The organism is Kitasatospora sp. NPDC086009 (assembly GCF_044540385.1).
GTDB lineage: Bacteria > Actinomycetota > Actinomycetes > Streptomycetales > Streptomycetaceae > Kitasatospora.
The window spans coordinates 19,187-32,015 of sequence record NZ_JBITSA010000028.1 but is presented as its reverse complement, the minus strand read 5'-3'; the positions used below and the strand labels follow the sequence as shown (position 1 = coordinate 32,015).

At 74.1% G+C, this 12,829-nt stretch carries 12 protein-coding genes; 9 read left to right on the top strand and 3 right to left on the bottom strand.

Translation table 11 applies throughout. The features are described from left to right. Positions 1-39: 39 nt before the first annotated feature. Both ACIF6L_RS36245 and ACIF6L_RS36240 read left to right on the top strand, forming a co-directional pair. Entirely contained in the window at positions 40-294 is a 255-nt protein-coding gene (locus tag ACIF6L_RS36245; protein WP_396486230.1) for a hypothetical protein, read from the top strand. Continuing rightward, positions 291-989 carry an NUDIX domain-containing protein gene (locus ACIF6L_RS36240; RefSeq protein WP_396490729.1) on the top strand — a complete coding sequence of 233 codons (699 nt, stop codon included), beginning with the start codon at positions 291-293 and terminating at the stop codon, positions 987-989. Before ACIF6L_RS36245 ends, ACIF6L_RS36240 begins: the two co-directional genes overlap by 4 nt. Positions 990-1,033: 44 nt before the next feature. Here ACIF6L_RS36240 and ACIF6L_RS36235 read toward each other — a convergent pair whose 3' ends face one another. Next, complete coding sequence (locus tag ACIF6L_RS36235) at positions 1,034-1,345, bottom strand: putative quinol monooxygenase (RefSeq protein WP_396490730.1); 312 nt, start codon at positions 1,343-1,345, stop codon at positions 1,034-1,036. A gap of 99 nt (positions 1,346-1,444) precedes the next feature. On the opposite strand from ACIF6L_RS36235, the gene ACIF6L_RS36230 reads away from it, so the two are divergent. The 5 genes from ACIF6L_RS36230 (at position 1,445) to ACIF6L_RS36210 (ending at position 7,674) form a co-directional block, all read left to right on the top strand. Then, complete coding sequence (locus ACIF6L_RS36230; protein ID WP_396490731.1) at positions 1,445-1,774, top strand: ArsR/SmtB family transcription factor; 330 nt, start codon at positions 1,445-1,447, stop codon at positions 1,772-1,774. A gap of 153 nt (positions 1,775-1,927) precedes the next feature. Further along, entirely contained in the window at positions 1,928-2,332 is a 405-nt protein-coding gene (locus ACIF6L_RS36225) for a hypothetical protein (RefSeq protein ID WP_359837385.1), read from the top strand. Positions 2,333-2,437: 105 nt separating this feature from the next. Then, the gene (locus ACIF6L_RS36220; protein WP_396490732.1) at positions 2,438-3,943 is read left to right on the top strand and encodes a hypothetical protein; all 1,506 of its coding nucleotides are present in this window, start codon (positions 2,438-2,440) and stop codon (positions 3,941-3,943) included. A gap of 365 nt (positions 3,944-4,308) precedes the next feature. Continuing rightward, entirely contained in the window at positions 4,309-5,376 is a 1,068-nt protein-coding gene (locus ACIF6L_RS36215; protein WP_396490796.1) for a polyprenyl synthetase family protein, read from the top strand. 264 nt (positions 5,377-5,640) lie between these two features. Continuing rightward, positions 5,641-7,674, top strand: a complete 2,034-nt coding sequence (locus tag ACIF6L_RS36210) for a SpoIIE family protein phosphatase (protein WP_396490733.1) — start codon at positions 5,641-5,643, stop codon at positions 7,672-7,674. 86 nt (positions 7,675-7,760) lie between these two features. Here the strand turns inward: ACIF6L_RS36210 and ACIF6L_RS36205 are convergent, their stop codons facing one another. Together ACIF6L_RS36205 and ACIF6L_RS36200 are read right to left on the bottom strand one after the other, a co-directional pair. Further along, complete coding sequence (locus tag ACIF6L_RS36205; protein ID WP_396490734.1) at positions 7,761-9,653, bottom strand: protein kinase; 1,893 nt, start codon at positions 9,651-9,653, stop codon at positions 7,761-7,763. 135 nt (positions 9,654-9,788) lie between these two features. Then, positions 9,789-10,367 (bottom strand): TetR/AcrR family transcriptional regulator, encoded by a 579-nt coding sequence (locus ACIF6L_RS36200; RefSeq protein ID WP_396490735.1) that lies wholly within the window; start codon positions 10,365-10,367, stop codon positions 9,789-9,791. Positions 10,368-10,765: 398 nt separating this feature from the next. Between ACIF6L_RS36200 and ACIF6L_RS36195 the strand changes: the two genes are divergently transcribed. Both ACIF6L_RS36195 and ACIF6L_RS36190 read left to right on the top strand, forming a co-directional pair. After that, positions 10,766-12,229 carry an MFS transporter gene (locus ACIF6L_RS36195; RefSeq protein ID WP_396490736.1) on the top strand — a complete coding sequence of 488 codons (1,464 nt, stop codon included), beginning with the start codon at positions 10,766-10,768 and terminating at the stop codon, positions 12,227-12,229. 139 nt (positions 12,230-12,368) lie between these two features. Next, positions 12,369-12,812, top strand: coding sequence for an RrF2 family transcriptional regulator (locus tag ACIF6L_RS36190; RefSeq protein ID WP_396490737.1), 444 nt, complete (start codon positions 12,369-12,371; stop codon positions 12,810-12,812). The last annotated feature ends 17 nt before the right edge of the window (positions 12,813-12,829 follow it).

Below are 12,829 nucleotides of genomic sequence, written 5' to 3'. Positions count from 1 at the left end.
CGTAAGGGACTCGACGCACAGAGCTACCAAGGAGCACGCATGCCCAGCCGCCCCCGCACGCCCGCCTACCAGCCGAAGGTCGGCGAAGTCGTCCGCGACCGGGCCCACCGCTCCCCCGACGGGCAGCCCGCCGAAGGCGTCTACATGGACACCCTCGGCGGCGCCGCCTACCTCCGACCCGAAGCCGGCGGCTGCGAGTGGACCACCCGGCCCGAGGACCTCCAACGACTCGACCATCCCCGCCACATCCCCGTCCAGCACCCGAGCCCGCCCCGCGCGAACAGCGCGGCGTGAGCCCGGCGTCCAGGCTCCTCGCGATCACCCTCACCGTCCCCGCACTCAGCGCCGGAGCAGCCGCCCTCGCCTGCCGGCCGATCCGCGACGGGCCGCTCACACCCCGACTCCTCGTCTTCGGCCTCATCCTCACCACCGGCGTCGTCGCCGGACTCCCCACCGCCTACACCTGGCGACTCCCACCCCCTCCACCCCAGGAGCAAGCCGTGCTCTACCCCCTGCCCGACATCCTCACCAACCCGCCCCGCCGACGCCTCGGCCACCAGACCCTCGCCCTCGACCCCGACGGCGCCGTCCTCCTCGTCGCCACCACCTACCAGAACGGCCTCACCCTCCCCGGCGGCAGCGCCGAACGCAACGAACTCCCCCACCTCGCCGCCCGCCGTCATACCGAGACCGAAACCGGCCTCGTCCTCCCCCTGCGCAGCATCCTCGCCACCGACTACACCGACGCCCGACTCCTCCCCGAAGCCATCGACTTCGTCTACTGGGGCGGCCGCCTCACCCGCGCCCAACAAGCCACCACCACCCACCACCGCCCCCCGCACCACATCACCGGCCTCCACTTCATCCACCCCGACCACCTCGCCGACACCATGGACCCCGACCAGCACCACCGCGTCACCCAAGCCCTCGACGCCCTCACCCGCGGCGCCCACCTCCCCTTCCTCCTCCGCGGCATCCCCGCCGAATAGCAGCCCGCCGAATAGCAGCCCGCCGAATGGCAGCCGGCGGCGGGCTACTTCCGGCCGTAGGGGCTGTGCATCGTCAGGAAGCGGATCTCCAGGTCACTGGCCAGGTAGTCCATCCGCCGCTCCCAGAAGGCGCTCAGGTGCGGCAGGGCCAGGTGGGCGTCGAGGTCGGCCTGGCTTCGCCACGCCTCGTAGAACACGAAGACGCCGGGCTCCTCGCGATCCTCGTGGAAGTGGTACTCCAGGCAGCCCGGCTCCCGCCGGGTGGGGGCCACGAAGGAGAGCAGCAACTCCTTCAGCTCCACCGCCCGTTCGGGCTTTGGGCGGGCGATGCCGACGAGCGTGACCGGCTGATCCATGCGAACTCTCCCTCATGCAAGGTACGACGAATCTCGTACCTCGGGGACGGTACCGCTGCCGGGAGGTACGATTCAAGCCGTACCTGAGGGAGGTCACCCATGCCCGACGAGGAAGGGCACCCGGCCGTCGAGGAGATCGAGCTCGGCAAGGTGCTGGCGGCGCTCGCCGACCCGCTGCGCCGCCGAGTGGTCCGCGAGCTGGCCTGCTCGCCGGACGGCGCCGCGCGCACCTGCAGTTCCTTCGCGCTGCCCGTCTCGAAGGCCACCGTCACCCACCACTTCCGCGCGCTGCGCGAGGCCGGCCTGATCCGGCAGGTCGACCGGGGGAACAGCCGGATGGCCGCCCTCCGCCGCACCGACATCGACACCCGCTTCCCCGGCCTGCTCGCCCTCCTCACCGCCGAGACGCAGGCCCCCGGCGACGGCTGACGGTCCGGTGGCTACGGATCGCGGTGCACAGGAAGTCGGTATGGCCGACTTCCTGTGCACGCCCGGGTGTTCCCCAGACGCACAGGGTGCCGTCACCCCAGAAGGGACCGGCCGGGGCGACCGGTCCGCGCAGCCCCGCCCTACGATGGCCGGATGCCCGCAGAACCGATGCGCTTCCCGCCCCGGCCCCTACGCGATGTGCAGGCGCGGCACCTCCGGCAGGCCGGCGGGTGCGGTGGGGGTGCGGCCGTCGTGACGGTCGACTTCGAGCCGTGCACCGGCCCCACCCGCTTCGAGCTCACCCTCCCGGACGACGTCCGGTTCCGCTTCGGCCCCGCCGGCGGCGACGAGGACTACCGCGAGGTCTTCTCACTCCTCGAAGCGCTCGACGAGGGCATGCGCGAGGTGCTGGCCGAGGACGGGCGGATCACCGTCCACTGCCGGGCCGTGCTGCGGTCCATGGTCGTCCACCCCGTCGACTCCCACCCCCGCGCGTTTCGTGAAGCAGGGCGGCTCGCCGCACGCAAGGCCCTGGAACAGGTCTTCGGCGCCTCCTGACACCACCGGAGCGGCGGCCCGAGCACAGGAAGTCGGCCGACCCGACCTCTCGTGGGTAATGTGTGTGCCCCAGCAGACCGGTGTGAGTGCGAGCGAGGTAGCGACGTGGAACCGGCGGGGGACGGCACGACACACGACCAGGCGTCGCCGAACGTTCGCAACGACCTCTCCGGCCGGGTCACCGGGGCAGCCGTTCAGGCGGGGGACATCCACGGCGGCGTGCACGTCGTGGTGGTGAACGCGGCACCGGAGAGCGGCCCTCCCGACGAGGCCGTCGCCGAGGCGCTGCGGAAGTCCTCGCACAGCTGGCGAGCACGTTTCTCCAGCGTCGATCTGGTCAACCTGCCACGGATCGCGATGCTCTCGGACGGCAGCGCGATCCTCGGCGCGGCGAGGAACGCGGAGCTCGACACCACCAAGCCGTTCCGGGGCCAGGGGCTGGCCCCCGGGCTCTTCGTCTCCCATGTCAGACCGTTGTTCGAGACGTGGGACGCCGAGTCGGCGACCAGGCTCTGCGAGAGCACGATCGACCACGTACACCGTGGCCTGCTGGTCTCCTTCGAGGCGCGGATGCGCTGCCGCAATCCCCCGACGATGCCTCCGTCGGAGCCCACCGGAGTCCTCGCGAAGGACCCGCACCTCCGCTTCGACATCGGCGGACGCAGCGTCGTCGTCACCTTCGACCCGCACTGGCTCACGACGGCCACCGCTTCGGGCACGCTCCACGACGCCGCGCGGAACCCGCTGGTCTACTCCGGCCTCGGTACCGTGGCCGCGGTCCTGGACGACGGCACGATCCGCGTCTCCGCGCTCGTCTTCGGCCAGCCCGAGACCCCGTTCCAGTCACACCTGAAGCACCTGGGCGCGTCCGCACTGCGCACGCCGGCCGGACTCACCGCCGCCGATTTCCGCAACGAGTTCTCCACCCGCCCCGGGGAAGGGGTCGCCATTCCCCGCACCCGAGAAGGAACTGCCGTGAGCCGTACGGGTATCGCCCTGCTCTTCGACGAGGACCGGGTGATCCCGGGCCAGATCGACCGCGCCGTGCTGACCCAGTCGACCAGGATCGCCCCGGAGTACCGTCGCGACCTCGGCGTGGCCGTCGCGAGCCTGTCACCGGGGCCCGCCTTCGCCGCGGGAGCCACCCCGGGCGACATCGCCGCGCACCTGCTCGCCCGCACGCCCCCGCTCTGGAAGTCCCTCACCGTCCCGGGGCTCACCGCGCTGATCCGTTCGCGCAACCTCGCCGTGTCGACCGTCACCGGGCTCACCACGGGGCAGCTCGGGGACCTCGACGAGTTGATGCGGGCGGAGACGCCGAGCTATCTCGGCGGCGTCGAGCTGGACAGGACCCTGCCGATGCAGCGGGAACTCCTTCCGCAGTGCGACCAGTACCACGTGGTGGGCGCCGAACTCCGGTTGGTCTACACCGCTGCGAGCCGCTACCTCGACGAGGCCAACGACGAGGACCTCGACCGGCCGCCGGCCCAGTGGCGGGACACCGGACTCTTCCGAACCGTGGCCTGGGAGGAGGACACCCGTCGGTCGGAGGCGGAGGAGGCCGAGGCCGCGTTCCTCCTCCGCGACTGGCTCGGCGGGCGGACCGAGTAGCCGCGGAAGCGCACCCGGCCGTCGAGGAGATCGAGCTCGGCCCGCGTGCCGTCGGCGAGCGCCGACGGCACGCGGGCCGACCAGGAAGTCGGCCCCGCCGACTTCCCACTCCCCCGACTCGGCGTCAGGACCACCCGGGGCCGACGCGGGCGGCGGCCGACAGGTCGGGATCGCGGCCGGAGCAAGGGTGCCGAGGCCACCTCCCGGCCGAAGGCCGGGGAGCCCGGCCGACCCGGCAAAGCTCCACGGGACACGAACCGCGCCTGTCCGTAGCCGCGCCGCGCGCGCCGCCCGCGAGGCACCCGGCCCCCGTCGGCGGGCCCGGGCGCGGGGGTGCGAGGGTAGGGCACGTGAACCAGACGATCATGGCAGCCGCCCGCGAACGGGCCGCCGGACACCGGCGGCGGTTCGACCTCCGTTTCGAGGCCTACTTCGCCTCCCTGCCGGAGCGCCTCGACACGCCACCGCTCAGCCGCTTCACCCCCCGCTGCCTGGAGCTGCTGCGGGACCTCTCGCTGCGCGGCGGCAAGCGGCTGCGGGTCGCCCTGCTGTACGAGGCCGCCCGGCTGGTGACCACCGAGCCGGTGCCCGGTCTGGCGGAGGCCGCGCTGAGCATCGAACTGCTCCAGACGCACGGGCTCGTCCACGACGACATCATCGACGACGCGCCGGTCCGCCGGGGCGGCCCCTCCACCTACTACGCCTACCGCGAGGAGTTCCCGGCGGCGGACCGCACCGCGCTGGGCCTGGCCGTCCTGGCCGGGGACCTCGCCGCCTTCCTCTCGATGCGCGTCCTGCTGGAGGCGGACGTCCCCGCCGAGCTGCGCCAGGCGATGCTGGAGGTGCAGCTGAACGCCGCCGCGGAGACGGTCACCGGCCAGATCGTCGACCTCGAACGCGACTTCCGGGCGCTTCCGGAGGAGGAGTTCCTGCACACCGTCTGCGAGTACAAGTCCACCCGCTACTCCGTCCTCGCCCCGCTGCGGCTGGGCCTGCTGACGGCCGGCGAGGACGTGGCCGCGCACGACGCGCGCCTGCGCCGGTACGCGACGCTGGTCGGCATCGGCGGCCAGCTGCGCGACGACTACCTCGACCTGTTCGCCGACGAGGCGGCCACCGGCAAGTCGACCGGTGCCGACCTCCGGTCCGGCCGCCGCAGCTACGCCGTGAGCGCCCTGCTCGCCGCCGCGGACGACGCGCAGCGGGCCGTGGTGGAGTCCGCGCTCGGCGATCCGGACTGCTCCGCGGCGACGGTCGGGCGCGTCCGCGAGCTGGCCCGGTCGCTGGGCGTGGACCGCAGGCTCCGCGCCGACATCCGCCGCTGCGCCGAGGCCGCCGCCGGGGAGGCCTCGGGCTGGCGCCCGCACTGGCGCGAGGAGGCGGTGGCCTTCTTCGAGGGCCTCCCGCTGTCCAACGTGCTGCCGGCCGGGTGAGCGCAGCAGGCGAGCGCAGCGGGTGCCCCGGGCGGCCCCGGCCGAACTCGCGGCCGCCGGGTACTCACGCGCCAGCCCCGGCAAGGGCGACAATCGTGGCATAACGGTACAGATGTACCGGCCAGACCGTATCGTGCCAAGGACGGCCGCGGGCGATCGCCGCAAGGGCAGACCCGAGGGCAGCCGGCCGGAGGCAGCCGGACACCCCGGGTACGGGGACGCGGTTGCCGCACGACACAACACCGGACAAGGGGGCACCACGGGGTGGTCGAGCCGCAGCTGACACCCGAGGTCTTCGACCGGGCGATCGTGGCGATCGCCCTGACTGCGGGCCGGGAACACCGCCTGGTCTACCGCAACGACGCCTTCCGCGAGCTGTTCGGGCCGCGGTCGATCGGGGTCCCCGTCCGGGAGCTGTTCGCCGAACCCGGGGTGGAGCGGTTCTTCGAGACGCTCGACAACGTCCTCGCCGACGGCACCGCCCGCCAGGTGACCACGCCCCGGACGGTGGAACGGCCCGGCGACGGTGACGGTGACCACCGGCACTTCGTCTACAGCTGCTCCCCGATCTCCTCCCGCTTCGGCCCCGGCATCCTGATCGCCGCGATCGACACCACCACCGAGGTGCACGCCGCCCAGCAGGCCGAACAGCTCTCCACCGACCGCCTGCGCACCCTGGAGCGGTACGAGGCGCTGATCTCCGCCGTCTCCCAGCTGGTCTGGATCGTCCGCGCGGACGGCAGCATGGCCGAGCTCGTGCCCGGCTGGCAGCGGCTCACCGGGCAGCCCTGGCGGGAGACCATGGACGAGGCCTGGTTCGAGCTCATCCACCCCCGGGACCGGGCCGGGCTGGCCGAGCAGTGGCTGAAGGCGGCGGACGCCGAGCCGTCCATGTTCGAGCACTCCTTCCGGGTGCGCACCGTCACCGGGGAGTACCGGCACGTCTCCGCCCGCGCGGTGCCGATCGTCCGCGAGGGCCGGCCGGTGGAGTGGGTCGGGGCCACCTCCGACATCGAGGACCGCTGGCGCAACCGGCTCCGCGAGCGGCTGCTCGCCGGGGCCCTCGCGGTGACCGAGACCGCCCGCCCGGACGACGCCTTCGCCGCCGTCGCGGACCTCGTCGTCCCGGAGCTCACCGACGCCTGCACGGTGTTCCTGCTCTCCACCCGCGAGCACGCCACCCGGCCCGACGAGATCCTCGGCACCCGAATCGCCTCCACCGCCCGGCCCGGCCTGCCTCCGCTGCCCGCGCTGCGCCAGCAGAGCTACCGGCTCGGGCCGGCCGCCCTGCGGGTCGTCGCCCGTCAGGCCCCCGCGCTCCTGACCTTCCCGGTCGGCGAGATCCCCCCGGGCGTCGTCCCCCGGGAGTCGGCCCAGTGGCTCACCCGGGCCCGCGCCACCAGCCTCACCCTGCTGCCGATCGTCATCGACGGCATCACCGTCGCCCTCGCCGCGGCGGCCGGCTGCGAGGACACCCCGCCGCCCGGCCGGCCGGACATCGACCTGCTCCAGGACGTCCTCCAGCGCGCCCAGGCCACGCTGCGCCAGACCCTGGAGCTCCAGCGCACCCGGCAGGTGGCACTCGTCCTCCAACGGGCGCTGCTCACCGCCCCGCCGGTCGTCCTCGGCGCCGAGCTCGCCGCCCGCTACCAGCCCGGCAACCGGGCGGCCGAGGTCGGCGGCGACTGGTACGACGCCTTCCTGCTGCCAGACGGCTCGCTCGCCCTGACCATCGGCGACGTGGCCGGGCACGACCTCACCGCGGCCACCACCATGGGGCAGCTGCGCAGCATGCTGCGGTCGGTCGCCTACAACCGCACTCATCTGCACACCCCGGCCGACACCCTCGCCGCGCTCGACACGGCCGCCGACGGCCTCGGCGTGGCCGCCTTCGCCACCGCCGTCCACCTGAACCTCACCCGGGTCGGCGACGGCTGGCGGATGACCTGGTCGAACGCCGGGCACCCGCCGCCACTGCTGGTACCCGCCTCGGGCGAGCCGCGCTTCCTGGTGACCGAGGAGACCGACGTGCCGCTCTGCGTGGCCCCCGCCGAGCGGCGCCACACCCACAGCACCGGAATCGCGCCCGGGGACACCGTGCTCCTCTACACCGACGGGCTGGTCGAGGTGCCCGGGGAGAACCTGACCGTCGGCCTGGACCGGCTGGCGCAGGCGGCGGGCGCCGTCGGCCACCGGCCGCTGGACGAACTCTGCGACCACGTGCTCGCCCAGGTCGCCGAGACCCGGGACGACATCGCCCTGCTGGCCTTCCGCGCACTGGCCGCGCCGCCCGCCTGAGGCCGGCGCGGCTCGGGTGCCGCTCGGGTGCCGCTCGGGTACCGGTCCCGGGGACCGCGCTCAGGCGCTGCCGCCGGGTGCCGCGCTCAACTGCCGCGCGGGAAGGACCGCTTCACGGTGCCCTTGGTGTCGGCGGAGAGGTAGCCGCCGCCGTACTCGCCGGACAGGTAGACCTTGATGCTGGGCGTGCCGTCGGAGCTGTCCGGACCGATGATGAGGTAACGGCTGGTCGGGTTGGGGACGTTGAGGGTGTCCTGGGCCTTCTGGAGCAGGGCCGGGATGATGTCCCAGTCGTAGCTCCGCAGGTCGACGGTCTTCTGACGGGACGTCATGGTGCCGCCCGCGGTGCGGGTGACCTTGCCGTCGCGGTAGTTGAGCCGGTCGAACACCGTAGGGTCGGCCGCGGTCGGCCCCTCGGCGCTCGCGTAGGTGGGGTAGACGGTGAGCTGGGTGATCTTGGAATCCGCCAGCGACGGGCGGAAGGCCTCGACCGTCGTGCGGACCCCGGCCGGGGTGAGGAAGTCCGGGGGGACGGCGGACGGGGGCGCGGTCTTGGCCGTCACCGACGGGGCGGCGACCGGCTCGGGCACGGTCGACGCGGCGGCGGGGGTGGTGGGGCCCGTGCTGCCGGTCGCCGCCGGGCCGGACACCGACGGGCCCGGGGCGGCGCCCGCGCCGTTCTCGGCGCCCGAGTCGGGCAGGAGGATCCAGGTGAGGGCACCCGCCAGTGCGACGGCGACGACCGAGAGGGTGATCGCTCGCGCCCGCCCGCCCCGAGGCCCCGGGGCCGCCGAGCCGGGCGTGGTCGTGCCGGTCGGGACGGCGTCCGCCGGGACCGCGTCGACCGGGTGCCCGGGGAAGCCGGGGCGGCCCGGCCCGGCAGCGCCGGGGTGACCGAACGTGTCGGCCGGGGCGGCGCCGTAGCCGTACCCGTGGCCGTGCCCGGGACCGGCGCCGGAGCCGCTGTCGTACCCGGGACCGCCGGGACCGTCCCCGGCGCCGGGGACGGTTCCGGGCGCGGATCCGGTCCAGGCGTTCATCGCCGGGTCGGTGCCGGGCCACGGGGTCGCCGCAGGCCGCGGGAGGTCGAGACCCGTCGGCGACCAGGCCACCGGACCGGGGGCCGGGCCCGGGGCGGCCCCGGCCTCCGCGGCCGCGAGCGCCTGGTCGAGCTGCTCCGCGCTCGGCCGGACCGCCGGATCCCTGGCGAGCACGGCCGCCAGCACCGGGGCGAGCTGCCCCGCCCGCGCCGGCGGCGGCAGCGGCTCGTCCAGGACGGCCGCGAGGGTGGCGAGCGTGGTGGCGCGGCGCAGCGGGTGGTGACCCTCGACCGCGACGTACAGCATCATGCCGAGCGACCACAGGTCGGACGACGGGTTGCCCTCCGCCCCGCGGATCCGCTCGGGGGCGATGTACTCGGGCGAGCCGATCAGGGCCCCGGTGCTGGTGAGGGCGGTGGCGCCCTGCATGGCGGCGATGCCGAAGTCGGTGAGGACGGGCGTGCCGTCCGGGCGCAGCAGTACGTTTCCGGGCTTGACGTCGCGGTGCTGGATGCCGGCGGCGTGGGCGGCGCGCAGGGCGGAGAGCACACCGCGGCCGATCCGGGCCGCCTCGGGCACGGTGAGCGGGCCGCGGGAGAGCCGGTCGGCGAGGCTGCCGCCGGTGACCAGCTCCATCACGAGCCAGGGGTGCGGATGGTCGGCGGTGTCGACGATGTGATGGATGATCACCACGTTCGGGTGCTGGAGCCGCGCCAGGGAGCGCGCCTCGCGGAGCACCCGCTCGCGCAGCTCCGACGCGTCCTCGGGGTTGGCGGCCGCCATCGCCGGGTCGGGCGGGCGGACCTCCTTGAGCGCCACCTCGCGGTGGAGTGCGTTGTCCCGGGCGCGCCAGACCAGGCCCATGCCTCCGCCGCCGAGTCGTTGCAGCAGCTCGAACCGGCCGTCGATGAGCCGTGCGTCCGACCCGTCAGCGTTCATGCCCGTCATCGTAGGAGACGCCGCCGACACGCCGGTGGCCGGGACGACCCGCACCCGCTTCTCCCAGGTCGCGGGCGAGCGGGCGGGTGCGAACGGCCCGCCGGGGAGCGCCGGTCGCCGGTCGCCGGTCCCCGGTCAGGCGGTGGCCCGCACGCCGTCCAGGGCGATGGCCAGGACGCGGTCGCGCTGCTCCTCGTCGGGGAACGCGACCGAGCTGACACCCGAGACGAGGCGCAGCAGGTCGTCGATGGACATGTCCGCCCGCGCCACCCCCGCGTCCTGCGCGCGCCTGAGCAGCGGTGCACTCGCGTCGAACATCGACTGCCGGCAGGCCAGGAAGATGTCCGACTCCTCCCCCTCCAGCGCCTCGCGGATCGCCCGCTTGGTCAGGGTGTAGGCGACGAACCTGCGCAGCCAGCCGGTCAGCGCCTCCCAGGGCGACTCACCCGACAACTCCCCTGCGGCCAGGCTCAGTTCATTGACCTCGTTGGCGTAGACCGTCTCGAAGAGGTGCCGACGGGTGGGGAAGTTGCGGTAGAGGGTGCCGATGCCGACGCCGGCCCGCCGGGCGATGTCCTCCAGCGAGGCCTCGGCGCCGTGCTCGGCGAAGGCCTCGCGGGCGGCGACCAGCAGCGCGTCGAAGTTGCGCGCGGCATCGGCGCGGCGCGGGCGCTGGGCCGCCACAAACTCGCCGACCACGACCTGTTCCGTCACTGGGGCTCTCTTTTCGGACACCGGGTTGAAGCGGAGGTACGCCTCCGCTAATCTGGAGGCATGCCTCAACTTTAGCAGTGAGGCCCTGTCCCCGCCCCTGCCGGCACACCCGGTGGAGGCACCAGCACGTCCGTCGATCCGGCACCGGATCCCGAGCGCACCCGCCGGCCCGCGCCGTACGCACCGGCCCTGTTGGCCCGTTCTCCACACCTCGCACTTCGCCGCGCGTCCGGCGGTACGCACCACAGCTCCGACCGCACCGGCACCGGCACCGCACAGCGCGCGCCACCCAGCACACAGCGCACGACGCACCACGCACACCAGCACCACGCACACCGCTTCCGCCCGCAGCCCGTGGGCGCGCTCCCCTTGCGCGCCCCATGCCCCGAGAAGGTTCGATGAGCCGCCCGTCCAATCGCCTCACCTTCGGCGTCCTCGCGACCGGCGCGGGCGTGTTCGCCCTGCTCCAGTCGCTGATCACGCCCGCCCTGCCCACCGTCCAGCACGCGATGAACACCTCGCAGGCCACCGTCACCTGGGTGATGACCGCCTACCTGCTCTCCGCCTCGATCTTCACGCCGATCCTCGGCCGGGTGGGCGACCTGGTCGGCAAGAAGCGCACCCTGGTCGCCGCGCTCGGCGCGCTCCTGGTGGGCTGCCTGGTCGCCGCCCTGGCTCCCAACATCACCGTCCTGATCATCGCCCGGGTCATCCAGGGCATCGCCGGCGCGCTCTTCCCGCTGTCCTTCGGCATCATCCGCGACGAGTTCCCCGCCTCCCGGGTGGCGACCGGCATCAGCAACCTGTCCGCCGTCATCGCGGTGGGCAGCGGCCTCGGCATGGTCCTGGCCGGACCGATCGTCGGCGCGCTGGACTACCGCTGGCTCTTCTGGTTCCCGGTGATCATCGTCGCCGTCACCGCCGTGATCGCCCAGCGCTACGTCCCGGAGTCGCCCAAGCGCGCCGAGGGCGCCGGCGGCGCGGGCAGCGTCAACTGGCTCGGCGCCGTCCTCCTCTCCGGCTGGCTGGTGGCCCTGCTCCTGCCCATCAGCCAGGCCTCGAAGTGGGGTTGGGGCTCCAACGGGGTGATCGGCCTGCTGGTCACGGCCGTCGTCCTGTTCGGCCTCTGGGCCCTGGTCGAGGCCCGCTCGCGCAACCCGCTGATCGACCTGCGGATCATGCGCCTCCCGGCGGTCTGGACGACCAACACCGCCGCCCTGCTCTTCGGCGGCGGCATGTACGCGGTCTGGGCCTTCCTCCCCGGCTTCGCGCAGACGCCGACCTCGGCCGGCTACGGCTTCGGGTCGAGCATCACCGGCGCGGGGCTCCTGATGCTGCCCATGCTGGTCACCATGTTCGTGGCCGGGATCCTCAGCGGGCGCCTGGCCGGCCGGTTCCCCGCCAAGGCCCAGCTGACCGCGGGCGCCGTCTTCGGCTCGGCCGCCTGCGCGATGCTCGCCGCCTGGCACGACCGGCCGTGGCAGGTCGCCCTGGCGGCGGGGGTCTTCGGGCTCGGCATCGGCCTCGCGTTCGCCTCGATGAGCAACCTCATCGTCCAGAGCGTGCCCGCCGCGCAGACCGGCGCGGCCACCGGCATGAACGCCAACATCCGCACCATCGGCGGCTCCATCGGCGCCGCGCTGATGACCAGCCTGGTCACCGGCCACCTGCAGCCCTCCGGCCACCCCTACGAATCGGGCTACACCCACGGGTTCGCCCTGCTCGCCGCCTTCTGCCTGGCGGCGGCCGTCGCCGCCCTGCTCGTCCCTGCCCGTCGGCCCGCACCGTTCGTGATCGGCGGCCCGGCCGCCGCCGACCCGGTCGCGGGCGCGCCGGCCCGGCCGGAGGCGGTCCGGAGCTGACCGTCACCCGCCCGCCCACCACGCGCCCCGCCGGCTCCCGGCGGGGCGCGTCCGTGTGCCACGGGGAGCAGCTCCACCCGGGCGCCGAGGGCGCACCCCAAATTGGAGTACAGAATTCGTATTCGATAGCCTGCCGGGCGTGAGGCTGACCAAGAGCACCGACATCGCCCTCCGCATCGCCATGCGGCTGGCGGTCCTCGACGAGGACGCGAACCCGACCACCCGCGAGGTGGCCGAGTCGGTGGGCGTGCCGTACACCCACGCCGCCAAGGTCGTCAGCCGGCTCCAGCACCTCGGTGCGGTCGAGGCGAGGCGCGGGCGGGGCGGGGGCCTCGCGCTCACCTCCGCCGGCCGGACCGGCTCGCTCGGGGTACTGGTGCGCGAGCTGGAGGGCGCCGGCGACGTGGTCGGCTGCGAGGACGAGCCGCCTTGCCCGCTACGGGCCGCCTGCCGGCTGCGCGGGGCACTGCGGACCGCGCAGGAGGCGTTCTTCGCCTCGCTCGATCCGCTCTCGATCGACGACCTGGTCGGCCCGCCCACCGGGCCGGTCCTGCTGAGCCTCTCCGGCAGACCCGTCGGCTGACCCCACACCCCCGTTCA